This is a genomic window from Eubacterium sp. AF34-35BH (assembly GCF_003477765.1).
Taxonomy (GTDB): Bacteria; Bacillota; Clostridia; order Lachnospirales; family Lachnospiraceae; genus Eubacterium_G.
Genome location: NZ_QUDZ01000007.1, coordinates 17,427 through 42,327, shown reverse-complemented (window position 1 = coordinate 42,327; position 24,901 = coordinate 17,427). Strand labels below are relative to the sequence as shown.

Here is a 24,901-nt window from a genome sequence, read left to right as displayed (position 1 = left end):
AACAGTGTATACTTTGCCTTGAGATTTGTCGCATTTCTAATATTACTAAACATTACAATTTTGTAATATTAGTTTTTTATGTTTATATTTTAATAATTCTCATATTTGCTCTTATTGTTAGATTTTTAATATTAATTTCTTAAATATTATTTTTTAGCATTATATTTTTAACATTATTTAAATCTAAACCCCATAATAATCATTCTTACCAAACACGATTTTTATTTCTGTATATTCATTTTGGATAGACCAGGCAGAAACCTGATGACCTAATTTGCTACATAGATTTTTTACTATGTACAGCCCCATGCCTGTAGACTTTTGTCCCAGTCTTCCATTCTCACCTGTAAATGATTTTTCAAAAATCTTTTTCAAATCCTGATTTGGGATTCCGATTCCGTTATCATAGATGGATAATATGACTTTTTCTTTTTCTTCTGTGGCACTTATTTTCAGCACAGCCTTTGTATCATTATCAGACATTGCAATATTTTTGCAGTATTTAATACTGTTATTTACTATCTGATTAATAATAAATTCCAGCCATTTTTTATCAGATTTTACTGTTATGTTTTTAATGTTTATTTGTGGTTCAATATTTTTTCCCAAAATATCGTCCTTGTTATTCATAAGAACTTTTCCAACAACCTCTTCCAAATTCACGTCTTTTATTATGTAATCTTTTTCACTGCAGCTACTTCTTACATAATACAAAACCTGTTCAACATAATTATCCAGACGTTTGATTTGCTTTATGTATTTTTCGTCCAACTCATTTTTGTGATTGTGACACATTAAAACAAGACTTGCTATAGGAATTTTCACTTCGTGAATCCACATTTCAACATATTCTTTAAAATCTTCCACGTTTTCCCTGTAATCACTTACGTTTTCAGTCATGGATTTATTAATTTTATAAAGACTTTCCCAAATAAGTTCCCCCTCATAAAAATCCGGTTTAGTTAAGGTTTCCAAAACTAAATATTTTTTGTCCAATCTTTCCACATTAAGAAGAAGTCTGTTATAGAATTTTCTTTTTCTTAAATAATTAATTAGTAATTGCAGCCCGCCTGTAAAAAAATACAAAAATGTAATTATTGCAACTATTTCAACAGGTAAGGCAAAAACTCTCATAACCATTAAAATAACAAAATAGCTGACAGCACTAATTGTTATTGTCAGCCATTTATCTTTTATGTATTTAATTAATTTCATAATAATATGTAACCCTGTCCCTTTCGAGTTTCTATTGCATCTGCGCATCCAAGAGATGCCAGTTTATTTCTCAATCTGCTAATATTGACAGTAAGCGCATTGTCATTAATATATTCCTCATTGTTCCACAAATCTGTCATTAACTGATCTCTTGAAACAATTCTGCCTTTGTTGTTTAACAGCAATGCAAAAATAATCATTTCATTCTTTGTTAAAACAACCTGCTTAGTCTCTGATTTTATTATGCCCCTGCTTAATTCCACATTAAGATTATTGTATTTAACATTGTCAGTTTTTACTTCCATTCTTTTAAAAATATTTTGGATTCTTAACAGAAGAACTGTGGGGTTATAAGGTTTTGTAATAAAATCATCAGCCCCGTAGGACATGGACAAAACTTCATCTACTTCACTTGTTCTGCTGGTAACCATAATTACCGGCACATCTGATTTTTTTCGTAGCTCTTTTAAAACCATTTCTCCATTTAGAATTGGTATATTTATATCAAGCAATATTAAATCTGCTTTGCTTTCTAAAATAAATTCTATTTGATTTTCAAAGTTATCCATTACTATTGTTTCATAGCCACTGTTTACAAGTAACTTCTGCAACTCATTCCTTATGGATACATCATCTTCAACAATTAATATTTTTTTCATTCTATTCCTTTTATCTGTTTACGGATATTATTGATTTTATGACTTTTTGCTTCAATCATTTTCTAAATTTTACTTACCCCGGTTCTTGCATAACTACTTTTTTCTTATACTAATTCTGCCTCAACTATTTTTTTATCAATTAATTTAACTTTATTTTTACTCAACTATCTACATAATTAGATTACTTTAGCAGCCATAACAAATTCTCTGATTTTCTCTCTGCTTTTGCCAACTCCGTTGTCGTTTTCAACTCCTGATGAAACATCTACGCCATCAGGTTGTACTGCTTTTATGCCATCTCTTACATTATCTCCGTTAAGTCCGCCGGCTAATATAAATAACTTATCGTCTCGTTTAATGTTATTTAATAAGCTCCAGTCAAAAGTTTCTCCACTGCCGTATGTTGGGGCATCAAAAACATAGCCTTTTATATTTTCTATGTTTTTGTACTTTCCAAGTTCTTCTACATCGTTTACATTAAAAGCCTTTAAAACATCAATTAATGTTTCATTAAACAAACCATCCGGCAAGTCTTTATGAATCTGCACAAAGTCAAATCCTGCATTTTCAATGCTTTTTACCTGCTCAATGCTAGGCGACACAACCACTGCAACTTTTTTTATATTTTCATTTAGAGAAGCCATGATTTCTTTTGCCTTCTCCAAAGTTATATTTCTTTTACTTTTTGGAAAATATAAAACCATGCCAGCCATGTCTACATTATTTTCATTTAAATATTCTGTTTCTTCAACATCTGTAATACCGCAAATTTTTACTATCATATTCCTATTACTTTTAATTTAAATATGGAAACACTTTTGTATGTCGTGTGTTTTTCCAAGTACCAATAAGTTAGCCCCTTCTTTCAGGACAGTGTCAGGCATAACCTGCAAATTCATATCATTTTCCTTCTTAATTGCCAAGACATTTATTTTGTATTTTCGTCTTAAATCTAAATCCTGTATTTCTTTTCCAATCCACTCTTTTGGAATCTCAACTTCAATTATTGAACAGCCTTCTCCCACCTCAATGTAATCTGAAATATGATTAGCTGTATATCTTATTGCTGTCCAGTTAGCAAGTTCACGTTCAGGATAAACTACCTGGTCTGCTCCATTTCTCAACAAAAACTTGGCGTGTACATCTCTTGCAGCTCTTGAGACAACCATCTTGGCACCTTTTTCTTTCAACAAAGATGTTGTCTCTAAAGAATTTTGAAAATCGTCTCCAATTGCCACAAAACAAACATCAAAATTATCCACACCTAATGTATCCAAAAATTCTTCATTTGTCGAGTCTCCTATTTGAGCACTTGTGACGTAAGGTAATACCGCATTAACCCTGTCTTCCTTTACGTCAATTGCCATTGTCTGATGACCTAATTCATCTAATGTTTTAGCAATATGTCTGCCAAATCTACCTAATCCAATTAATAAAACTGACTTCATTTTCCCTCCATACAATTTATATACATTTCTATTTCTTGTATTTTTACGCCTCATTCATTTTCATTCCTGATTTTTCATTTATCATGACGCATTATAATTCTTTACTATTTTACTTTATCCTACCATAATTTTCTCTTGAGGTAATCTAGATACATTATAATTCTTATTTGATAAAGTTGCAAAAATAACTGTTAAGCCACCAACTCTGCCTAAAAACATTAACACAATTAATACTATTTTGGAAACCATGGACAAAGATGGTGTAATTCCCAAGCTTAAACCTACTGTTCCAACTGCCGATGCTGTTTCAAACAAAGATTTCATTATAGGAATGTTATCTGCAATACTAATAACAATACCACCAAACATAAACAAAAATGTGTACATTAACAGTGTTGCCGAAGCTGACCTTGCCACTTCATTGGACAGTCTTCTTTTAAATAAATTTGCATCCTGCCTTTTCCTAAAAACTGCTACGGCTGTTGAAAATAATACTGCCACTGTAGTAACTTTCATACCACCGGCTGTTGAACCGGGTGCTGCACCTATAAGCATTAAAATAATAGTAATTAACTGTCCCACACCTGATAATTGGTTTAAATCTACTGTGTTAAAGCCTGCTGTTCTAGGTGACACGGTCTGAAATAAAGATGCCAAAACCCTGTCTTTTTCTGAATCGAAATTCCAAGTTGATTTTCCAAATTCAAAAAAATAAAAATATAGCACCGGTACAATTATTAATATTGATGTTACTCCAAGAATAACTTTACTTTGCATTCTGTATCTTCCAAAATGAAGTTTGTGCTTTTTTATGTCATCCCATGTAACAAAGCCAATACCGCCAATTATAATTAAAAGCATTATTACAACATTAATTAAAACTGAAGATGAAAATGTTGTTAGTGAAGAATAATGCTCTCTTACACCCATTAAATCAAAACCTGCGTTACAAAAGGCTGATATTGAATGAAATAATGAATACCATATACCTTTTATAATGCCAAACTGTTTTGCAAATTCAGGATACATTAACACTGCGCCTGCCAATTCAAAAATAAGCATCATCTTCACAATAAAACCTGTTAGTCTTACTATACCACCCATTTTATGTGCTGATATTGCCTCCTGCATAAGTGTTCTCTGCCTTAAACCTATTTTTCTACCTGACATTCTTGTTAACAGTAGTGCTATTGTTATAACACCCATGCCGCCAATTTGAATTAAAACTATAATAACACCTTGACCAAAGGCTGACCAGTAAGTAGCCGTATCGTGAACTACAAGTCCTGTTACACATGTAGCTGATGTTGCTGTAAATAAGGCATCCACTACAGATGTAAATTCTCCTGAGCTACTTGAAATTGGAAGCGTCAAAATAAAGGTTCCTAAAACTATAACGCCTAAAAACCCGAAAAATATAAATCTTGATGTTGATATATGTCTACTCTTCTTCATGTTATCTTTTTCTACTCCATGTGGTTTTTGACAATAAAATTAATATTGGGAATATTTCCAATCTTCCTGCAAGCATGTCACCTATTAAAACCAGTTTAGACCAATCGCTAAACATTGAATAGTTTGATGCCGGACCAACCATATCCAGTCCCGGTCCTATATTGTTAAAGCATGATGCTACACTTGAAAAATTAGTAAGTATACTGTGACCATCAACGGAAATGAAAATGAAACTTAAGAAAACAATAACTATGTATGCAACAAAGTAACTATTAACCGCCGAAACAACTTCTTCTTTTACAACATTTCCACCCATTCTGATAACTTCAACTTTTCTTGGATTTAAAGTCTTTCTAATGTTTCTTTTTACACTTTTTAAAATAATAAGTAAACGGCCACATTTAAGACCACCGCCTGTGCTTCCCCCGCAGGCACCAACAAACATAAGCATAAGTATTATTGTTTTTGAAAAATTAGGCCACATATTAAAATCTTCTGTAGCAAAACCTGTTGTGGTAATAATACTTGATACTGTAAATGCCGCATGATGTAGTGCTTCTCTTACTGATGAAAACATACCTGAAATGTTTATTGTTATAAGAGCTACGCTTGATAAAATAAGAACAACGTATGTTCTAAGTTCACTATCCTTTATTATTGACTTGAATCTTCTTAATAATACTAAATAATAACAACTGAAGTTCACGCCAAATAACAGCATAAAGATGGTACAGACGTTCTGAATGTATGGGCTGTAGCCTGCCATACTGTCTCCTTTAATACCAAAGCCACCTGTTCCTGCAGTACCAAATGCTGTACAGACTGCATCAAAAACAGGCATTTTCCCAATAATTAAAAATATAAAATTAAGTCCCGTAAGTCCTATATACATTAAATACAAAATAAGTGCTGTATCTCTCATTCTTGGAGCCAGCTTACCAACTGTTGGTCCCGGACTTTCTGCTCTTAACAAATGCATTGTGAATCTGTTGCTTTTTCCATCAGCCGGTGCAATGGCAAGTAAAAATACAAGGACACCCATCCCCCCAAGCCAATGACTAAAACTTCTCCAGTAAAGCATGCCTTTTGACATAGCTTCAACATCTGTTAAAATTGAGGCTCCTGTTGTTGTAAAACCTGATACTGTCTCAAATAATGCATCTACAAATGAAGGAATTTCTCTTGAAATAAAAAATGGTAAACAGCCTAATATACTAAGAACAATCCAGCCTATACCCACTGAAACCAAACCTTCCTTTGCAAAAAATCGCTTATTTGCCTTTCTACATAATACATATAGCAACGAAGCAATACCTAATATAATTACAATAGAAACTATAAATCCTATAACTGCATTCAAATTCTGACATGCTGCACTAATAATTAATGCCGGAAGCATAAATGCCGCTTCTACAGCTAAAATCTGTGATATAAATTTTCCTACAACTTTATAATTCATAACTTCCTCTCAATCATTGAAATATATCATTTAATTGATGTAATACTATATCCCCTGTTGCTACAACAATAACAGTATCTCCGTTTTGGAAATATGATTCACCATTTGGAATTTCTGTTTTTCCTTTATGTGTTATACATGCAATAATAACATTATTTACTAATTTCATGTTTTTAAGTGGAACACCACAATTTTGTGTTTTCTCATCTGCAATGAACTCTACTGCTTCCGCCTGTCCATCTGCAATATTATGAACTGATATAGCCATTCCTGTCTGTGCCCCTAAGGCTCTAACATAGCCGACTATTGTATTACAACATAATTCCTTTGGGCATACTACACTACCTAAATTAAGGCTGTCCTGAATACTGCTTCTGTCAGTATGTCCTACTTTTGTAATAACTTTCTCCACGCCACATGCCTTAGCATACATAGAAATAATTATATTTAACTCATCCATTCCTGTTAAGGTAATAAAAGCGTCACAGTCACTTATGCCCTGGCTTTCAAGTAATGTTTTTCTACTTGCGTCACCATGAATTACAGCAACTTCAGGAAGAAGCTCAGCTAACTCCCTTGCTCTATCTTCGTCTTTTTCAATTACCTCTACGGCTACTCCCAAGTCAATTAATATCTTTGACAGATAATAGCTTACTTTTCCACCACCGCAAATAATTGCATGTTTTACCTTGTGAGATAAAAAGCCTAAGTTTTTCAATAAAATAGTAAGGTTCTGTGATGGTGCTGTAACGTAAATTCTATCTCCTTCTTTTAAGATAAAATCACCATTTGGAATATGCACTTCGCCGTTTCTTCTAACGGCACAAACCAATACCTTACATTTTACAATTCCATAAAGATCATTTAATGAAACATCTTTTATAATGCTGTCACTATTTATTCTAAGTTCTACTAATTCCACTCTTCCTTTTGCAAAAGTATCTCTCTGTAAAAATCCAGGATATTTTAACAATCTTTCAATTTCCACTGCTGTCTGCTTTTCCGGATTAACTGTTAAAGATAAGCCAAAGGCATCGCGCATGGTATATATTTGTTCACTGTATTCAGGATTTCTGATTCTTGCAATAGTATGTAGTTCAGGATTCATCTTATGTGCTGTCATGCAACAAAGCAAATTAATTTCATCTGCACTTGTAGATGCAATTAAAACATCAGCTCTGTCAACTCCTGCTTCAGACAAAACAGACATTAAGGCACAATTTCCATTAACAGCCATAACATCGTATCTCTCCAAGCTTGCGTCTAATACTTCTCCATTAGTGTCTATTAAGGTTATGTCATAACCTTCCGCTGATAACTTCCTAGTAAGATTTGCACCTACTTTTCCATCTCCAGCAATAATAATCTTCATGAGATTTTCCTCCACATTCTTATCGTTAATGCAATGAATAACTTCATGGCAACATCTATAGTATAGCACTATTATTTATAATCTCAACAACTGTTAAAAAATAGTTACAACTTTTAAAAATAAGTTACAACCTTTGACAAGTCCTCAAAGATTTCTTCAGTCATTTTTCTGTATTCTTCCTCAGGATATTTCATGTCAGGTATACATATAACTTTAATTCCGCCGTCATGAGCCGCTTTTATGCCTGCCTCTGAGTCTTCTAAAACAAGTGCTTCCTCAGGCTGTACATTCACCTTCTTACATGCCTTTAAAAATACCTCAGGATTAGGTTTTCCATTAACAACCTCATCACCACAAATTTCGCCGTCAAAATACTGTGCAATTCCTGCCTGTTTTAAAATCACATCAACTCTGTCTCTATTACTGGAAGTTGCAACCATTGTTTTGTAATTGTTTTCTTTAAGATATTTAAGTAACTGAACAATTCCTTTTTTTAATGGCACTCCCTTTGTTTCAAACTCTTCTGCCATTCCCTTATGAACATAATCTATACATTCCTCATAAGGGAAATCCTCGCCATATTCATTAGCTATAATACTTTTGCAGACAGGTTGTATTTTTCCCAGTAGATTTTTGTAAAAATCCACTGTCATGTCTTCTCCTCTTTTTTGTAAATATCTTCGATACCACTCATAAGTAACTCTCTCGCTGTCAATCATGAGCCCATCCATATCAAAAATTACTGCCTTAATCATTTATCTTCTCCTTCAAAAAAAGTCCTTAGCGTTCAACTATTTTAACACTAAAGACCTATTTTATTCAATGGTTTTATATTCTATTTTCAAAGCCTTCTTTAAAACTTTTCAAAATACGTCTGCCAATTTTTAACTCTCCGAAATCTTCCTTTAATTTAATAAGATAATTGGAATAATCTGCAAACTTAACATAGTCGCAATTAACTATTTCACTTTTGTTACACTTCAGAAATTTCGTTGAACCTAATTCAAGAATTAACTGTTTTGTCGACTTGTAAGGTGCTTCTACAATCTCTCCATCTTTGCAATAAATTGACAATGTAGAAATTTTGTTATCTATGTAAACAATATCATTTATTTTTACCGGGCAGACAATACCATTTGTTTTAAAATAAATATATTCTCTTTCCTTTTTCGCTGTGTAATTTTTAAGAGTAAACTGAACTGCTTCTTTGAATTCATCTTCTCTGTAATATTTATCAAAATACTGATAGCAATGTAAATGTGCATAGGCGTGTAGTTTGGGATCCTCCAGCGATGTTGTAAAAATAATTGGCGTTGCCTTGTACCTTTCTATTTCTCTTATATTATCAGCAAAAGTCATACCTGACATATCACCGTTTTTTGTTTTTTCCAAAATTATGTCTACAATAAATAAATCGATACTATATTCCATGGCATATCTGTAGGCATCAGCACAATTATCTGCCTTAAAAATCACAACATCTTCAAGCTGTTCTAAAATATCGCAGGCTCTATCCATGTGTCTCTTGTTATCTTCCACTATCAATATTTGTTTATCTGTTGATTGCATTTGTTTTTCAATCCCCTTTTTCTTATTTTTTAGTTAATTATTCCTTTTAAAAATTTCAAATTTAATTATTTTGATTTATTAAACTTAGCCATTTTGATTGAATTGCTTCAATTTAGTTATTTAGCTATAATTATTTACTAAATGTTTTGTTTAACAATATATCAAATTCTCTTTTCTTCTCTCTGCCACTGAGGCTTTCAAAATACAATTGAAACTCCCTACAGTCGCTAACCTCGCCTTTTAATATGTAATCTGTACTAACGTCAAAATACTTACTAAGTTTTATGCATCTGTCTATTTGTAAATCATTTTCACCTTTTTCAATATTCTGATAAAAAGGAACTGACTCAATCCCCAATATTGATGCCATTTTTTCCTGAGACAGATTATGCTCTCTTCTAAGTGCCTTAACACGCTGACCTATTTCAATATTTTCTTTCGTTATTTCCTTTTTCTTCATTTGTCATCTCCATAGTTATTCTATATGAATTTTATATGGTTTAAATGTTTTATTCTACACCCCTTGGTAGTTTTAGTGCATACCTTGGGTGTGTATTTTTCTTTTATGGCAAGAATATTGTTTTGTTTTTATCTCTTTTTGAAGAATAAAAATAGCACTTCCATAATCCTATATAATAGGGTTATAAAAATGCTATCTTTTATGTTTTATATTCTTTTGTAAATTAAAGCCGGACTTGAAATATTATCCCCAAACTTCTTCGGCAATTTCTTTTACTAATTTTATCTTTGCCCACTGCTGTTCTTCTGTTAATTTATTTCCAATTTCACAAGAAGCGTAGCCGCACTGTGGACTTAAATATAATCTGTCTAAAGAAACATATTTAGATGCTTCCTTTATTCTGTTTATTACTGTTGTTTTGTTTTCTAATTCAGGAGATTTTGTTGTAATTAATCCAAGTACAACTTTCTTATCCTCACCAACTGACTTAAGTGGCTGGAATCCACCTGAACGTTCATCATCATATTCTAAATAATATGCATTAACATTTTCCTTTGCAAATAATGTTTCAGCTACACTGTCATAAGCTCCTGAGCTTGCGTAAGTTGAATGGAAATTTCCTCGGCAAACATGAGTATTTATTGTCAAATCTTCCGGAGCTGAGTCAATTGCTAAATTATTTATATCTAATAACTGTTTCTTGATTTTTTCTAAGCCTTCCTCATCTGTATCAAAAATTGCACAGGCATTTGGATCAACAACCATTCCCCATGAGCAGTCATCTAACTGTAAATTTCTGCAGCCCTTGTCATATAAATCTTTAATGAATTTCTTATAACCATCTGCAATGTCCTTTACTAATTCTTCCTTGCTATCATAATACTTTTTAGTATTTTCCCATGCAAAAGGCATAATCATCTGTTCTAAAAACTGAGCCGGTGCAGGTATGGTAAGCTTTGCTACAGTATTCTCATCTTCAAACTGTTTTAAAAATTCATAATGTTCAATAAAAGGATGCTTGCCACTTAACTTGATTTTTCCAACTACATAAGTGTCATCAATCATAGCATCTTCTCCATGGAATGGAAGACCATGTTCTGTCTTGCTGTGACCTACACCGTCAAAAGCCCACATGAAATCTAAATGCCATGTGGCTCTTCTAAATTCTCCATCTGTAATGGCATGTAAGCCAATTTCTTTTTCCTTGACTACAAGTTCAGTAATTGCCTTGTCTTCAACTTCTGTTAACTGTTCTTTTGTAATCTCACCCTGTTCGTACTGCTTTCTTGCTTCTTTTAAATATTCAGGTCTTAAAAAGCTACCAACGTGGTCGTATCTAAATGGTGTTTTATTATACATATTTTTCTCCTATTCGTTTATATATTGCTAATTGCTATGATGTTAATATATCAACGATAAAAAAAATTGTATAATACATTTTTCTTTTACTTGGTTATAGTTTTAAACTATGGCTGTGATATTTAAATTACTACTTTTCAATGTATGTTTTCTAATATCTTTCTTACCCGATCTAAAATATAATTTTGTTTTCTAATCTATTTACTACTTACTTTGAAATAAATTTTTGTTTTTTAATTTATTTACTACTTATTTTGAAATATATTTTCTTATTTACCAATATATTTCTTCAAAGCTTCCACATATATTTTTCCCAGTGGGCTTAAACCTGATTTTTTGTGGGTAATATATCCGATTCTCATGTTTTCATTCCCCTCAAGCGGTACTGCGATAATGTTTGCTCCATTTAATTCCTTATCAATTACGCCACTGCAAACAGTATAACCATTAAGACCAATCAAAAGATTAAACAAAGTAGCCCTGTCTCTTACACGAATATTTTTCTTTTTTTCCTCACTTGAAAAAATTTCTTCAGAATAATAAAAAGAGTTATGTTCACCCTGTTCAAAGGACAAATACGGATATTCTTCCAAATCTTTAAAAGTAACCTTTTTCTCTTTCGCCAAAGGATGTTTACTGCTTATAAAAACATGTGGTTTTGCAACTAAAAGTTCAGTAAACTTTAGCTCATTTGACTTCAACTCCTTATTTAAAATCACCTGATTAAAGTCATTTAAATAAAGAACGCCTATTTCACTTTTCATTTTTGCCACATCTTCTATGATTTCGTAAGTCTGTGTTTCCCTTAAACTAAAATCATATTTTTCTTTTCCATATTCCTTAATAAGTTCTACAAAAGCATTTACAGCAAAAGAATAATGCTGTGTAGAAACACAAAACTTTAATTTTCTGCCACTTGTGCCCTTGTATCTTTCCTCTAAAAGCTGTGACTGCTCTAAAACCTGTCTTGCATAGCCTAAAAACTCCTCACCCTCTTTTGAAATAACAATGCCTTTATTGGTTCTTCTGAAAATTTCAATGTTCATTTCTTTTTCAAGGGCATGTATGGAATTAGTCAAACTGGGCTGCGATATAAACAACTGTTTTGCAGCTTTTGTCAAAGTTCCCGTATCTGCAACTGCTATCACATATTTTAACTGCTGTAAAGTCATATTTGTAAACCCTTTCTTTTTCAATTATAAACGAAATTGTAACATATATCCAACCACACCACCAATTACTGAACCAACCATCCAATAGCACCAACTAAAAAGAGCCGCAAAAAACATTATTTTGCGACCTCTTTTGGTTTCGCCATCAACAGTACAGTTTACAGCATAAGTTTCATCTGTCATAGTCATCTAAGAAGTGATGTTTCTCCCCTGATTTCTTGTATGAAATAACTGTATCTAAATTTACATTTTCAACGCTTTTGAAAATATTGCTCTCCACATAAGGATTAACCTGTTTTAAGTTTTTAATAAGTTCTTTTATTTCCACACGCTTTGATCTGTTTTCTTCATTGTTACAGGTTGTGCAAGTGTCTGTAAACTTGCACGCACACTGTATGAAATGTAAGTCGTTATAGTCTCTCCATGACTTAATGTCATCTTCACGAATTAAATATAAGGGTCTGATTAATTCCATGCCTTCGAAATTTGTACTGTGAAGTTTTGGCATCATTGTCTGAACCTGCGCACCGTACAACATACCCATTAATATTGTCTCAATAACATCATCGTAATGGTGACCTAATGCGATTTTGTTGCAACCTAATTCCTGTGCGAAACTATATAAATGGCCTCTTCTCATTCTTGCACATAAATAACATGGTGACTTTTCCACATTAAATACTGACTCAAAAATATCTGACTCATATATATCAATTGGGATGTTTAGTTTCTTTGCATTGTCTTCAATGACTTTTCTATTTTCAGGACTATAACCCGGATCCATAACTAAAAACTTCACATCAAAATCAAATTTGTTATGTCTCTTTAATTCCTGAAAAAGTTTTGCCATAAGCATTGAATCTTTACCACCTGAAATACAGACAGCAATTTTGTCTCCCGGTTTTACCAGTTCGTAAGTGTTTATTGCCTTGGCAAACTTAGACCAGATAGTTTTCTTATATTTTTTTCTAATACTCTGCTCTACATCCTTTGCTTTGTTTTCTGCAATTTCTTCGTTCATTGTGTCCATAAGCCACGCAATGTAACCACCTTCAAGATTCACTGCATCATAGCCCTTTTCACAAAGATTCTCTGCTATTTCTAAACTGTTTTTTCCTCTTGCACAACATATAATTAATTTTTTTGAACAATCTATATTCTCATTATTCTCTATGTTATCAGGGGAAACATGTATTGAACCAGGTATGGCACCATAAGAAATATCCAATTCACTTCTAATGTCTATAACCTGATATGAATCTTTATCCAATGCTTTCATTTCTTTTGCTGAAATGTTCATAATTTTCCTCCAAATATTATATAAGTATCATTTGATTACTGATAATCTTTTATAATTATTTTTATAACTACTTTTTTGTAATTATTTTTTCTACTTTGTCCAAAATATTTTTCTGTAGAAAACATGTGTTAAATAACCTACATCAAAATTATACCGATAAATCTTTGACAACTTCACCTGCAATAATCAAGCCAACTACTGATGGTACAAATGCCACACTGCCTGGAATTGCTCGTCTTTCAGTGCATTTGTGTTCTGCTCCCGGTGGACAAATGCAGTCTGCCCTACAGCTAATTGCCATATCTTCAACCGGTGTCATCGCAGGCTCTTCTGAATATACAACCTTTAATTTTTTTACACCACGTTTCTTTAACTCTCTTCTCATTACCTTGGCTAAAGGACATACCTTTGTCTTGTATATATCAGCCACCTTAAATGCACTGGCATCAAGTTTATTTCCTGCACCCATGCTACTGATGATTTTTACATTTTTCTCCTGGGCTTTCATAACTAATGAAATCTTTGCCGTAACAGTATCTACAGCATCTACAATGTAGTCATATTCATCAAAAGGGAACTCATCAGCATTTTCAGGTAAAAAGAAACACTTATAAGTGTTTACCTTTGCATCAGGATTAATTTCTAATATACGTTCCTTGCAAACATCTACCTTATATTTTCCTACAGTTTTTCTTGTAGCTATAATCTGTCTGTTTAAATTAGTTAAACAAACCTTATCGTCATCTATTAAGTCAAATGTTCCTACGCCACTTCTAACTAAAGCTTCTACAACGTAGCCACCTACTCCACCTACTCCAAAAATAGCAACTCTTGAGTTTTTTAACTTCTCCATTGCTTCTTTTCCCAGTAATAATTCTGTTCTTGAAAATTGTGTTAGCATTATTTTCTCCTTACATATAAACAGCGGATGCACTGCACCCGCATTGTTATAATTCCTAGTAATAATATAGGTAAATATTATAAATGTGGTAATTATCTTTGTCAAACATTTTATTTTAAATGAGTTCCTTCGTGGTCTCTCAAGAAGAACATTAATTCAATTTTTGCTCTGTGATAAGCAATAAACTCATCTTTTTCAATTAAATCAAGAATTTCCTCTTTTGTAGCCCACCTTACAGCTTTAACTTCTCTTAGAGCAATTGTTACATCCTTAATGTCTACATCCTTTTCAACTAAGTAACAATCATCAAAGCCTCCATGGAAATTAATTGTAAAAGCCGGTCTGACTTCACTTAAGTCAAGCTCAATTCCAAGTTCCTCCATAGTTTCCCTGCTTGCAGCTTCACTACTTGTCTCTCCTGCAATCACACTGCCACCGACACTTACATCCCAAAGATTTGGCCACAACTTCTTATCTTCCTGTCTCTGTTGAATAAGCATTTCACCTTTACTGTTAAAAATAGAAACATGTACCACTGTTCTGTAAAAGCCTTCTGGTACCTCTTCGTTTTTGTTAATTGTGTTGCCTGTTCTAATTCTGTCCTTTGTGTACAAATCCCATTTTTCCATTTGCTTATAAACCTTTCCTAACTCATTTTTGTTATCAACAATTGATGATTTCTTCTGCAAGTTTTTCCATCTGTTCTATGTTTTCTTCCTTCATAACAGACTTAACTGTTACCATATTCTCGCACACTTTAACATCCTTCATTGGCTCTAACAGCCCCTTCATAACTTTTCCGGCTAATGGAGCCCAGGAGCCATTTTCAATAAGTCCTACTGTTCTCTTCTGGTAACTCTTATGAGCTAATCTATTTAAGAAATCTTCCATAACCGGGAAAACTCCGCCGTCATAAGTAGCTGCTGCAAGAATCATTCTGTCATATCTGAAAGCATCTTCAATTGCTTCAGCCATGTCATCTCTTGATAAATCCATAACTGAAACTTTTTCAACACCCTTCTCTTTTAAGATTTCAGCCATTTTTTCACCGGCTTTAAGAGTGTTTCCATGTATAGATGCACATGCAATTAGAACACCATTGTCTTCTGGTTCATAACTACTCCATATTGCGTATTTGCCAATGTAATATGAAAGATTCTCTTTTAAAATTGGTCCATGAAGTGGACAAATAGTATTAATTTCAAGGGCTGCTGCTTTTTTAAGTAAAGTCTGAACAGGCATACCGTACTTACCTACAATATTAAAGTAATATCTTCTTGCTTCACATGCCCAATCTTCATCCGCTGATAGGGCACCGAACTTTCCAAATCCGTCTGCTGAGAAAAGTACCTTCTCTGACACTTCGTATTCCACCATAACTTCCGGCCAGTGAACCATTGGTGCCATTACGAATTTAAGTGTATGAGATCCTAAATTAAGTTCTTCGCCTTCTTTTACAACAATGCTTCTTTCCTGTAAGTTTTCAATTTCAAAAAACTGTGGTAACATTGCCAACGCTTTTGCACTTAGTACAATTTTTGCTTCAGGATATTTTTCTGTAACTTCCTTAATACTTCCCGAATGGTCAGGCTCTAAATGTGAAACAATTAAATAATCTACACTTCTGCCTGCTAATGCATTAGACAGATTATCTAACCACTCACTTGTTTTTCTTTCATCAACAGTATCCATTACTGCTGTTTTCTCATCTATAATTACATAAGAATTGTATGAAACACCATTTGGAACTACATACTGACTTTCAAATAAATCTATGTCTGTGTCATCAACTCCTATGTACTTAATTGCATCTGAAATATATGTATCGCTCATCTTCTTCCTCCTTTGAATTCAAAACTACTTTATAGTATATCACGTCACAATATATGTGAAAAGAAATTCTGAAGCAATTTTTATTACATAAAAAATGAGGTCTGACATTGTCATAACCTCATTTTTTTAATTTTTTATTTTCTTCCACAACACTGTTTGTATTTCTTTCCTGAGCCACATGGGCATTTATCGTTAGGATAAATTTTCTTACTATGTGTAACACCTGTGTTCTTTGGTTTTGACTGATTACTCTGTGTATTCAAGTCAACTCTTCTTGGTGCTTCAAGTGGTGTAAAACCACGATTTAAAATCATTCTGCTGTTGTTCCAAAGATTCTGAACATACTGTGCCAAGGCACTAATCTGAAGGTCACTGTCTAAATGAACGCCCTCTTCGTTTTTAATCATTTCAAAAACTTCTCTAATTTCTGCCCCTGACATAATCTCTGACTGTACACGCTGGCATAAGTTAGTTGCATGTTCTTCTGTCATGTTCATCTTACGAATCATATAATCTTCAAAGTTCTGGGCTTCCATTGTTTCAGGTAAAATACCGTATGTTCCAAGAGACATAATTTCCTTCTTTGTTGGAATATAATATGCTCTGTCACCCTGTGCCTTTATTAAACCTCTGTCATTTGGATAAAAGAAACTATAGTAAACTTTTCCATCGTGAACCTGGTATAAACTTAATTCATAAGGGATACTTTCAATTCTCTCAATAAGCTGTTCTTCTGTTTCATCGTACTTAACACCTTTTTTCATCATATCAAGAATAACTGAAACCGGTGCTATACCGTGTAAAAAACCTGAAGTCTTTAAGCAACAGAAAAGAAAACTGTTAATTTTTCTTTTTGCTTCAAACTCTTCGTCTGAAATTTCTTCATATCTTTTAACTACATCTGCCGGTGCTGTATACTGTTTTTCAGAAATTCTACCCATGTATGAAGCACCATATAATTTACTATATAAAATCTTGCTTGTAGTATCATCTTCTTCGTTATTATCTCTATTTCTAAATGCTTCGATTTCCTCATCAGTCATATACTGGAAGTATTTCACCATTTCTTCAGCACTTAACATTTTTTCAATAATTGTTTCAATTAATGGACCTTTATTTAGTTTAGATATTCCTTTAATGCCTTTCATTTTTGCAATATCTTTTAAATCATCTTTATTAAAATCTTCAAAAATATCTTTTAATAATATTTCCTTACGATTTTCTGACTTAGCAACTTTCATATAAACTCCTTTTCTCTTAACTTTAGTATATTAATTATATTTAAAGTATTCTTACCATAAATATTTAATTTCTAAATCAGGTGCTATGCACCATAAAACAATTTCAATCCACACATTATATTACTTTGATTTTTTTATATTGTAAACTAAAAAATTTAAGTTTGAAAAAATTTTAAGTATTTTTCATAGATTTTCCTGTATTTTTCTCTTTGTTTTTGCACTTTTGACAATAATACCTTACAATAAACCAAGTTTTTCAAAAGCATTATAAATGCCATCATTGTTTATGTCCGTTGTTATAATATCTGCCTTCTTCTTTAATTCAGGAATTGCATTACCCATTGCAATGCCTGTTCCTGCAAACTCAATCATTTCAAAATCATTTGGGCCGTCACCAACTGCAACTGAATTGACAACCGATACCTGAGCGGCTTTTAAAAATTCTCTCATGCCTATAGCCTTATTAACACCTGCAATGGTAATCTCACCACCGTTTTTCTGATTGTTATAACTAAGTGGTGTATTTTCAAAATCAGGTGCCAAATCAGCTGCCACCTTGTCTCCCGGAAAAGGTCCTGTCTGATAAACAGCTTTCTCCTGATTGTCCGGAATCCATACATCTTCTCTTATTTCCATTTTGCCAAAAGTATTTTCTATATGTTTCTTACTTGCACCTGCCTTAACAAAACCTTCTGTTAATTTTTCCTTGCAGTTTTCCGTTGTAATAAGTCTTGTGTCCGTTTGAATACTGAAAATAAAATTGTTATCTTTTAAATAATGACCTAACTTTTCTCTCTGCTCTTTTGTCATACATTTGTGATATACAACTTTTCCTTCATATTCCACATACGCTCCTGCTGCTGCAACTATACCGTCTATTCCTAAGTCCAGAACTTCCTTCGCTATCTGGAATTTACTTCTACCTGAGCAGACAACCATGTAATGTCCATTTTCTCTTGCTTTTCTAATGGCTGTTTTGGTTGATTCAGGTATGTTACCAAAGAAATCAACTATTGTTCCATCTATATCTAAAAATACAACTTTTTTATCCATTTTCTACCTCATTCTATCTTTTACTTAAAAGCTTTCCTGTATTTTTGCTGAATCTATAATATTTTTTCTTTATTTTCTTTTTACCTTTTAGCATGCCCTTTTTCTTTGAAAAATAGTAAGTAGCATTTTTGTAGTTTACCCAACCGTTTTTCTTATAACCTTTTGAGTTAAAATAGTAGCTGCTAACACCGTCATTATAAATTTTACTTCTTAATATAACTCCATTGCCTTTTGCCAGATATTTTTTGTTTTTAACTATAAACCAGCCTGTTTTTAAAACACCTGTTTTGGAGTCAAGATAAAACTTATTTTTTCCTACAGTTATGAAACCTTTATCCATTTTGGCATTTTTGCTGTTAAAATGATACCAGCTGCCATTTACCTTAACCCAGCCTGTAATCTTCTTACCGTTAGAGTTAATGTAATATGTAGATTTTCTCTTTTTATTTAAAGTGCCTGAAATATTCTTTTTACTTAAATTATAATAAGCAACTATACCTTTTGCATCTGCTACACCTAATTTTTTTCGTTTTGCAGTTGTTTTCAAAAACTTTTTGCAGTCACTTTTGTTGGTAATAAATCCATGTTCAACAATAATACTAGGTATCTTGTTATAAATGCCTTCTCGTACAATTGAATAGTAATCTGCTCTAGCTTTGTTTGGATAATAATCATCGGACTTTCTTAAAAGGAAACCACCGTTATACACCCCTGCCAGCTGAAGATTATCCAAAATTATTTTTCCTAATTCCGTTGTTTTTATACCTACAGAAGTTCTGTAACCCGAATTATATGCAGAAAGCAAAAGTGCTCCTGTTCTGCTTGGGCTTGGGTCTGAATTAATGTGAAGACTTACTAAAAAATCTGCGTCTAGTCTTTTTGCCATATTATTTCTTGCTACAAGACAACCTGCAAGACTTGCAGTTGATAAACAATTACCATTTGTTCTTGTCATGTAAACTGTCACGTCACCAAACTTATTAAGATAGTCCCTGCAGGCAAGTCCAATATCCAATGTGATTATTTCTTCCTTTAAACCATTACCATGAGCTCCTATATGTACTTTGCAATGTCCCGGATCTAACAAAATTATTTTGGACTTAACAGGTGAAAGATTAGACTCTGTGTATTTTTCCACAGTTGTTGTTTCCTGCGGTTTCGTAGTTTCAGCGGGTGTTGTCTGTTCCGGGGGTGTTGTTTCATTTGGTGTAGTCTCTTCCACAGTTGTTGTTTCTACCTGTGTTGTAGTTTCCTGTTCCACTGCGGCTAAAACATTGTTAGAAAAAACAATTCCCAAACCTAATAAGAATGTAGTTGTTCCTATATAAAATGTTCTTTTTAATTTTCTCATAATTATCTCCTGTATTCTTAAAAACTGTAGAATATATTTAAACAATACATTCTACAGTCTTACTTTTATCACTTTCAATCAAGCTATAGGAAACATTATAACACAAATGTTTCTTATTTATTTAATTTTTATAAACTCTGAGTTTATATTCTCAGATGTATTTGCCTTTGGAACATAAATTACAACACGATAAGATGTTGTATATCTGCTTATCATTTCTTTAAAATCGTCTAAGTCATCATCAGAATCTTTAACTTTATTTCCCATGAATCTCTGTATATCTGCATTTTGGAGTCCATAAACATTTAATGCTATATATTTCTTATTTAAAGATTTATTAGTTATAACGAATTTATTGTTTTCTACAGAAACATTAATGTCTGAATCAGCAAAAATATCATCTATCAAAGAACTTTTAGTAGTTGGGATATATTTTCTAACAACTACTTTTGCTTTATCTCCCTGTCTTATTTCTACATTTTCAACTCCAATGGCATCCATGTCGTTATGTCCGTAACACCCCTCTACTACTTTCATGCCTGCCGGTATATTAATACTATATTCCACCTTTTCAGCTTTTTCTTTATTTCCCTTAACATAATCTTCCATCTCTTCTGTTCCTGATGATACATAAAGGAGTGGTGTCACTGCAAGTAACATAATCATCATTGCAATTACAATACCCATGAGAATGTTTCCATAGTTAATTGTAAACTTGCTGTCTTTTATGTATTTTTCAAGTAAAAAGCCAATTACGAAAAAGATTACACATATAATTAAAATTTCTAAAATGTCTTTTCCCGCCACATTAAATTGGGCATCTGAATCTGACAATACTATAACCCCGTTTCTTATTAAAAGTAGTATTCCCATGACTATTGCCAGCAATACTAATATGCTCTTTCTTGCAATGGTTGCTGTAAGTTTAATCACCGCTGTTAAGAGCAGGAAGCCAGCCAAAATGTAAACTGTTATACCTAAGATAAATTTTGCATTTATTTTTGTGAAAACAGAAAAGTCTGTAGTAGCGCAAATAATAAATATAACAAATTTTATAATTAGTACGCACACAACTTCAAGCAATGAAAAAATTCCTAAAACAGTAATGTCGCTTAACCAGCTTGCAACATATCTTGTTACTCTGTTTTGTGGATACATGCCAGTTGATTCCTTAAAAATATTTGTATTATATGAAAACACAATCATTAATATTAAGGCTGCGAAAACAAATACCCCTTTCGGAAATTCCACTGCATAACAGTGATTTGAAGTATTTTTCATCATTAATACTATTTCCCAAAAATTCAAAATAAGCATACCTATGGTTATTACTGCCAGACCTTTAATGTAACCTGATAATTGTCTTATTCTTAATTTGTATAAATCCTTTATATTTCTTAATTCTAATTTTTCCATAATTCCTCCATATTTTCACTATCCGTTTTTGTTGTCTTAAACACGTAATATTCTTCTGCTGTAAGATTTTCAAAAGCTAACTCTTCTTTAATTAATGCTTCCCTTATGTTATCAGTTATTTCTTCTTCAACTACTGCCATTGAATTTAAAGCCCCGATGTTTTTGTATAATACATTTTTTCCTACTATGTAATTCTCAACTTTTTCTTTCTCCCCAGTAACTTTGTATGCCTTGTTTCTTATTTCATCAAGGTCCCCATCATATACAATATTGTTATTATCCAAAATCACAATATGGGATAACATATTTTCCATTTCCCCTAACATATGACTTGAAACTAAAATCGTTCTTGGGTGCTCAATGTAATCTCTTAAAATCACATCATAAACTTTTCTTCTGCTTACTGCATCCACTCCCGCAACCGGTTCATCTAAAATTGTAAGTTCTGATCTTGTTGCCATTGCCAGACAAAAATTAAATAAACTTCTCTGACCTTTAGACAACTGTTTAATTCTTACCTTTTTATTTAATTGAAATAATTCCAATAATTTTTCTGCAAATTCCAAGTCGAAATTTTTATACATTAATTTATAATCTTTAACTATACTTTCTAATTTTCTATTTATATAACCTAATTCATCTGAAGCATAAACTATTTTGTTTATTACATTTATTTTATTTATTTCTTCGCCATCATATAATATTGTTCCCTTATCAGGTAGATTCTTTCCAGCCAACAATTTCATTAATGTTGTTTTTCCCTGACCGTTTCTGCCAATTAAACCAATAATATTATCCGGCTGTAATTGTAGCGAAAAATCTTCTAATACTTTTCTTCTTTTTGACATATACCAAAAGGATATGTTTTCAATTTTTATTTCCATTATTCACTTCTCCTTCTACATAATTTGATTTTCTAATTAGTCTTCATATTTTCTTGTTATGATTTCTATTAATTCATCCTTTGATAACGACAATTTCTTTCCAAGTTTTATTAAATTATCAACTACCATGTCGATTTCCTCATGTCGCTTACGCTTTGTAATCATTTCAATTGCATTTTCTGATACAGTCATAGCCTGCCCCCTATGTTTTATTAAAATTCCACGATTTACTAAAAGATTAATTCCTTTGGCAGCCGTAGCCGGATTAACACGTAGTTCCTTAGCTAAGGTTACCTGGGAATAACATGTGCCACCTTCTTCTATCCTGCCTGTTAGAATGTCATCTTCTATACCATCAGCGATTTGTACATAAATGGGAATCATGCTGTTTTCATCAATTTTCAAGCTTTCTCCTCCTCTCTACCACATTACCGATATAATGTAGTGTAGTTGTATTGTTGTATATTGTCAAGGAAAAAATTTCCTTTCAAGCGAGTGCCCCTATTGGAACGTATTTTATGTAATAAGAAATTCTCAAAGGATTTCTTATTACATAAAAAAGAAGCCTTATAAACTCTATTTCCTTAAGAATCAAAAGTTTACAATGCTTCTTTTAATGCTAGATAACGTCTGCACATTACCTATAATATTCAGTTTTTAGTTAAATACTATTTCCTATAAAGAAAACATTAACTGTTATTTGTTTTATTCTACACCTGAAATAATCCACTTGCCATTTTTAGTTGATGCAGAAACAATAAAACCGTCAAAGTAGAATAAACCATCGTATTCTCCTTCGTCAAGACAGCTCTTGTATTTTTCCATTTTCTTGTAGTTTCCTACTTTTGCTGTTAATGAATCAAGTGACTTACCAACATACTTTTTAGCAATGCTTTTGTTTGAGCTACCTTCGTTTTTAGCTTTCTTTGTTGTCTTTGTAGTTGTTTTTTTCTTTACAACTGTTTTCTTTTTAGCAACTTTCTTTGTTGTCTGCTTTTCTGCTTTAGCTGTTGTTGTAGGTGCCACTGTTGTTGTAGGTGCCTCAGTTGTTGTTTCTTCTGTTGTTGTTTCTTTTACTTTTTTCTTTTTCTTCTTTTTTGTAGTTTCCTGAACTGTTGTCTGCTCCTGTGTTGTAGGTGCCACTGTTGTTGTTTCCTGTGTTGTTGTTACAGCAGTTGTAGCTTCTTCTTTGTTCCCTCCACATGCAGTCATAAATACCATTGTGGCAATTACTGTTACCATTGCACAAATTTTTCTCATTTTCTCTCTCCTCTTAAATCTTTAGTTTTTATTTACACAAACTCATATTACAAACTCCCCTTAGAGGTAAATAAATCTGTTATTTTACTCCTCAAGTTCTAGCTGTGTTTTCACACCTGAACTATAATACTGATTGTTCTTTGTAGTTATAACATCAATATCGTATGTGCCACCATCTATTAAAGAAGTGTCCAAATACATACCATAATTATAACCTTTATTTTTTATTTTACTGTTAATTGGTGCAGGAAAAGCTTCAAAAACATACTGTTTATCATTGCTCTTAAGTCTAATCAAAATCTTGCCATTGTCATCAATGTACTTCTCGTCAACCTGACCGCTTATTGGGAGATAATCTTCCATGTCACCAATATTTACAGTACCTGAATTTTCTTTTTCTACAACTTCTCCATTTAAAATTCTTGTAGGGGCTGCCATGTATGGAGCTTCCTCAATTAATGAAGGTATATGTCTTTCGACTAACTCAATTACAACTGCCTCAGCATTATTTTCACTTTGCAAATTTATGTCATAAGGAACAGCCTTTGTAAAATAGCCACTTCCATATTCATCAGCTACAAACGGAATTAACGCATTTCCAAAAGAATCTCTATACATAACAATAGAGCCTTTCTTTTCCTTGTTTTCAGTTGCCATTGATATATCTGTTACTTTCTTAAAGTGAGATGTTACTTCATAAGTATGCTTTTTATCATACTTAACATTGTAATCCTTCTCACTACCTTTAGGAAACAGCATTTCATACAAATCTCCCGAAAAATCTTTTGTTACGCTGTACTTTTCATCTGAATAATTATAATGCTTCTTTCCTAAATTATTAAGCATAAAATCACACGCCATTGATGCACCTTCATTATTCCAATGGCTGTCAAGTTTATGATATACTTTCTTACCCGATTTAAGGAATTTTCCTTTTAAATCAACAGTATTAATTTTCTGTTCCTTAAGCTGTTTCTTTAGGTAATAATAGTTGTTTTTATCTGATATCTTTGCAAATCTGCCAGGCATAAATTCAGGATATAATGAATTCTTATTAGGTGCTACCACAAACAAAAATTTACCATTATTGTTTTCTACATGCTCCTGTAACAGAGATAAAACTCTTCCACAGGCATATATTTGTCTGTGGGACAACACGTTCTGACCTAAATAATCATTAAGGGTTTCGCTAAAAAACAAATAACCTTTATTTCCCACTATTACTTCACTGTTTCCTGACTCCTTGAAAACATTCTTTTTTATTACTGCATCAGTCTCAATAAGTTGTTGACGAAATGCGAAATTATCCGAAAAATAATCACTTAACTGATTAAAGAAATCCATATTTACTTTTCCATTTTCTTTTACTTTTGGGAAAGTCTGAACTTCTCTTTTTTCTGCACTTATATCAGTTTTATAAAAGAACATTCCAAGTGATGGTAAACATATCATAATAAAAAATATTGCTATAAATATCTTTTTCTTCATGTTCTC

General features: G+C 32.4%; 25 protein-coding genes. All 25 read right to left on the bottom strand.

Annotated features, from left to right (window positions below; genetic code table 11):
• Positions 1-183 precede the first annotated feature (183 nt).
• The 25 genes from DWZ69_RS09000 to DWZ69_RS08880 all read right to left on the bottom strand — a co-directional run bounded on the left by DWZ69_RS09000 (position 184) and on the right by DWZ69_RS08880 (position 24,895).
• Positions 184-1,215: a sensor histidine kinase gene (locus DWZ69_RS09000; RefSeq protein ID WP_158573377.1), complete on the bottom strand. Its 1,032-nt coding sequence runs from the start codon at positions 1,213-1,215 to the stop codon at positions 184-186.
• Positions 1,212-1,874 (bottom strand): response regulator transcription factor, encoded by a 663-nt coding sequence (locus DWZ69_RS08995; protein ID WP_117999141.1) that lies wholly within the window; start codon positions 1,872-1,874, stop codon positions 1,212-1,214. Before DWZ69_RS08995 ends, DWZ69_RS09000 begins: the two co-directional genes overlap by 4 nt.
• A 176-nt stretch (positions 1,875-2,050) precedes the next feature.
• The gene (locus DWZ69_RS08990) at positions 2,051-2,656 is read right to left on the bottom strand and encodes a phosphoribosylanthranilate isomerase (protein WP_118436827.1); all 606 of its coding nucleotides are present in this window, start codon (positions 2,654-2,656) and stop codon (positions 2,051-2,053) included.
• An 18-nt stretch (positions 2,657-2,674) separates the two neighbouring features.
• Complete coding sequence (locus DWZ69_RS08985; protein WP_117999143.1) at positions 2,675-3,322, bottom strand: TrkA family potassium uptake protein; 648 nt, start codon at positions 3,320-3,322, stop codon at positions 2,675-2,677.
• A gap of 114 nt (positions 3,323-3,436) precedes the next feature.
• Positions 3,437-4,777, bottom strand: a complete 1,341-nt coding sequence (locus DWZ69_RS08980) for a potassium transporter TrkG (protein ID WP_118436825.1) — start codon at positions 4,775-4,777, stop codon at positions 3,437-3,439.
• Between the two features lies 1 nt (position 4,778).
• Positions 4,779-6,236 carry a TrkH family potassium uptake protein gene (locus DWZ69_RS08975; protein ID WP_117999145.1) on the bottom strand — a complete coding sequence of 486 codons (1,458 nt, stop codon included), beginning with the start codon at positions 6,234-6,236 and terminating at the stop codon, positions 4,779-4,781.
• A 13-nt stretch (positions 6,237-6,249) separates the two neighbouring features.
• Positions 6,250-7,608, bottom strand: a complete 1,359-nt coding sequence (gene trkA, locus DWZ69_RS08970; RefSeq protein ID WP_117999146.1) for a Trk system potassium transporter TrkA — start codon at positions 7,606-7,608, stop codon at positions 6,250-6,252.
• A gap of 113 nt (positions 7,609-7,721) precedes the next feature.
• Entirely contained in the window at positions 7,722-8,363 is a 642-nt protein-coding gene (locus tag DWZ69_RS08965) for an HAD family phosphatase (RefSeq protein ID WP_022165421.1), read from the bottom strand.
• Between the two features lie 73 nt (positions 8,364-8,436).
• A complete protein-coding gene (locus DWZ69_RS08960) occupies positions 8,437-9,177 on the bottom strand; it encodes a response regulator (RefSeq protein ID WP_022165422.1) in 741 nt (246 codons plus the stop codon).
• Positions 9,178-9,307: 130 nt separating this feature from the next.
• Entirely contained in the window at positions 9,308-9,637 is a 330-nt protein-coding gene (locus DWZ69_RS08955; protein WP_022165423.1) for a helix-turn-helix transcriptional regulator, read from the bottom strand.
• Positions 9,638-9,880: 243 nt separating this feature from the next.
• A complete protein-coding gene (locus DWZ69_RS08950) occupies positions 9,881-10,996 on the bottom strand; it encodes a 5-methyltetrahydropteroyltriglutamate--homocysteine S-methyltransferase (RefSeq protein ID WP_117999147.1) in 1,116 nt (371 codons plus the stop codon).
• Positions 10,997-11,265: 269 nt separating this feature from the next.
• Positions 11,266-12,168, bottom strand: coding sequence for a LysR family transcriptional regulator (locus DWZ69_RS08945; RefSeq protein ID WP_118436908.1), 903 nt, complete (start codon positions 12,166-12,168; stop codon positions 11,266-11,268).
• Between the two features lie 24 nt (positions 12,169-12,192).
• Positions 12,193-12,357 (bottom strand): AzlC family ABC transporter permease, encoded by a 165-nt coding sequence (locus DWZ69_RS08940; protein WP_118436823.1) that lies wholly within the window; start codon positions 12,355-12,357, stop codon positions 12,193-12,195.
• Positions 12,341-13,468 carry an ATP-binding protein gene (locus tag DWZ69_RS08935; RefSeq protein WP_118436822.1) on the bottom strand — a complete coding sequence of 376 codons (1,128 nt, stop codon included), beginning with the start codon at positions 13,466-13,468 and terminating at the stop codon, positions 12,341-12,343. The genes DWZ69_RS08940 and DWZ69_RS08935 overlap by 17 nt, the downstream gene beginning before the upstream one ends.
• A gap of 148 nt (positions 13,469-13,616) precedes the next feature.
• Positions 13,617-14,369, bottom strand: a complete 753-nt coding sequence (locus tag DWZ69_RS08930; RefSeq protein ID WP_117999149.1) for a tRNA threonylcarbamoyladenosine dehydratase — start codon at positions 14,367-14,369, stop codon at positions 13,617-13,619.
• 110 nt (positions 14,370-14,479) lie between these two features.
• Positions 14,480-15,058, bottom strand: a complete 579-nt coding sequence (locus DWZ69_RS08925; RefSeq protein ID WP_347497509.1) for an NUDIX domain-containing protein — start codon at positions 15,056-15,058, stop codon at positions 14,480-14,482.
• Entirely contained in the window at positions 15,033-16,202 is a 1,170-nt protein-coding gene (locus DWZ69_RS08920) for an FprA family A-type flavoprotein (protein WP_118436820.1), read from the bottom strand. Before DWZ69_RS08920 ends, DWZ69_RS08925 begins: the two co-directional genes overlap by 26 nt.
• 134 nt (positions 16,203-16,336) lie before the next feature.
• Complete coding sequence (locus DWZ69_RS08915; protein ID WP_118436818.1) at positions 16,337-17,443, bottom strand: SEC-C metal-binding domain-containing protein; 1,107 nt, start codon at positions 17,441-17,443, stop codon at positions 16,337-16,339.
• A 237-nt stretch (positions 17,444-17,680) separates the two neighbouring features.
• Entirely contained in the window at positions 17,681-18,496 is an 816-nt protein-coding gene (locus tag DWZ69_RS08910; RefSeq protein WP_118436816.1) for a Cof-type HAD-IIB family hydrolase, read from the bottom strand.
• A gap of 13 nt (positions 18,497-18,509) precedes the next feature.
• On the bottom strand, positions 18,510-19,847 hold the full coding sequence (locus DWZ69_RS08905) for an N-acetylmuramoyl-L-alanine amidase (protein WP_118436814.1): 1,338 nt from the start codon (positions 19,845-19,847) through the stop codon (positions 18,510-18,512).
• 117 nt (positions 19,848-19,964) lie between these two features.
• Positions 19,965-21,263: a hypothetical protein gene (locus DWZ69_RS08900; protein WP_118436812.1), complete on the bottom strand. Its 1,299-nt coding sequence runs from the start codon at positions 21,261-21,263 to the stop codon at positions 19,965-19,967.
• Positions 21,251-22,147, bottom strand: coding sequence for an ABC transporter ATP-binding protein (locus DWZ69_RS08895; protein WP_118436810.1), 897 nt, complete (start codon positions 22,145-22,147; stop codon positions 21,251-21,253). The genes DWZ69_RS08900 and DWZ69_RS08895 overlap by 13 nt, the downstream gene beginning before the upstream one ends.
• A 36-nt stretch (positions 22,148-22,183) precedes the next feature.
• A complete protein-coding gene (locus DWZ69_RS08890; RefSeq protein ID WP_118436808.1) occupies positions 22,184-22,552 on the bottom strand; it encodes a GntR family transcriptional regulator in 369 nt (122 codons plus the stop codon).
• Between the two features lie 300 nt (positions 22,553-22,852).
• Positions 22,853-23,407: a hypothetical protein gene (locus tag DWZ69_RS08885; protein ID WP_117999157.1), complete on the bottom strand. Its 555-nt coding sequence runs from the start codon at positions 23,405-23,407 to the stop codon at positions 22,853-22,855.
• Between the two features lie 84 nt (positions 23,408-23,491).
• The gene (locus tag DWZ69_RS08880; RefSeq protein WP_117999158.1) at positions 23,492-24,895 is read right to left on the bottom strand and encodes a hypothetical protein; all 1,404 of its coding nucleotides are present in this window, start codon (positions 24,893-24,895) and stop codon (positions 23,492-23,494) included.
• Positions 24,896-24,901: the final 6 nt, after the last annotated feature.

Coding starts and splice junctions, on each gene's coding strand:
- DWZ69_RS08965 (WP_022165421.1), bottom strand. CDS start 8,363: ATGATTAAGGCAGTAATTTTTGATATGGATGGGCTCATGATTGACAGC.
- DWZ69_RS08900 (WP_118436812.1), bottom strand. CDS start 21,263: ATGGAAAAATTAGAATTAAGAAATATAAAGGATTTATACAAATTAAGA.
- DWZ69_RS08885 (WP_117999157.1), bottom strand. CDS start 23,407: ATGAGAAAAATTTGTGCAATGGTAACAGTAATTGCCACAATGGTATTT.
- DWZ69_RS08990 (WP_118436827.1), bottom strand. CDS start 2,656: ATGATAGTAAAAATTTGCGGTATTACAGATGTTGAAGAAACAGAATAT.
- DWZ69_RS08985 (WP_117999143.1), bottom strand. CDS start 3,322: ATGAAGTCAGTTTTATTAATTGGATTAGGTAGATTTGGCAGACATATT.
- DWZ69_RS08880 (WP_117999158.1), bottom strand. CDS start 24,895: ATGAAGAAAAAGATATTTATAGCAATATTTTTTATTATGATATGTTTA.
- DWZ69_RS08915 (WP_118436818.1), bottom strand. CDS start 17,443: ATGAAAGTTGCTAAGTCAGAAAATCGTAAGGAAATATTATTAAAAGAT.
- DWZ69_RS08910 (WP_118436816.1), bottom strand. CDS start 18,496: ATGGATAAAAAAGTTGTATTTTTAGATATAGATGGAACAATAGTTGAT.
- DWZ69_RS08945 (WP_118436908.1), bottom strand. CDS start 12,168: ATGACTTTACAGCAGTTAAAATATGTGATAGCAGTTGCAGATACGGGA.
- trkA (WP_117999146.1), bottom strand. CDS start 7,608: ATGAAGATTATTATTGCTGGAGATGGAAAAGTAGGTGCAAATCTTACT.
- DWZ69_RS08895 (WP_118436810.1), bottom strand. CDS start 22,147: ATGGAAATAAAAATTGAAAACATATCCTTTTGGTATATGTCAAAAAGA.
- DWZ69_RS08935 (WP_118436822.1), bottom strand. CDS start 13,468: ATGAACATTTCAGCAAAAGAAATGAAAGCATTGGATAAAGATTCATAT.
- DWZ69_RS08955 (WP_022165423.1), bottom strand. CDS start 9,637: ATGAAGAAAAAGGAAATAACGAAAGAAAATATTGAAATAGGTCAGCGT.
- DWZ69_RS08960 (WP_022165422.1), bottom strand. CDS start 9,177: ATGCAATCAACAGATAAACAAATATTGATAGTGGAAGATAACAAGAGA.
- DWZ69_RS08905 (WP_118436814.1), bottom strand. CDS start 19,847: ATGAGAAAATTAAAAAGAACATTTTATATAGGAACAACTACATTCTTA.
- DWZ69_RS08920 (WP_118436820.1), bottom strand. CDS start 16,202: ATGAGCGATACATATATTTCAGATGCAATTAAGTACATAGGAGTTGAT.
- DWZ69_RS08980 (WP_118436825.1), bottom strand. CDS start 4,777: ATGAAGAAGAGTAGACATATATCAACATCAAGATTTATATTTTTCGGG.
- DWZ69_RS09000 (WP_158573377.1), bottom strand. CDS start 1,215: ATGAAATTAATTAAATACATAAAAGATAAATGGCTGACAATAACAATT.
- DWZ69_RS08995 (WP_117999141.1), bottom strand. CDS start 1,874: ATGAAAAAAATATTAATTGTTGAAGATGATGTATCCATAAGGAATGAG.
- DWZ69_RS08950 (WP_117999147.1), bottom strand. CDS start 10,996: ATGTATAATAAAACACCATTTAGATACGACCACGTTGGTAGCTTTTTA.
- DWZ69_RS08930 (WP_117999149.1), bottom strand. CDS start 14,369: ATGCTAACACAATTTTCAAGAACAGAATTATTACTGGGAAAAGAAGCA.
- DWZ69_RS08975 (WP_117999145.1), bottom strand. CDS start 6,236: ATGAATTATAAAGTTGTAGGAAAATTTATATCACAGATTTTAGCTGTA.
- DWZ69_RS08940 (WP_118436823.1), bottom strand. CDS start 12,357: ATGACTATGACAGATGAAACTTATGCTGTAAACTGTACTGTTGATGGC.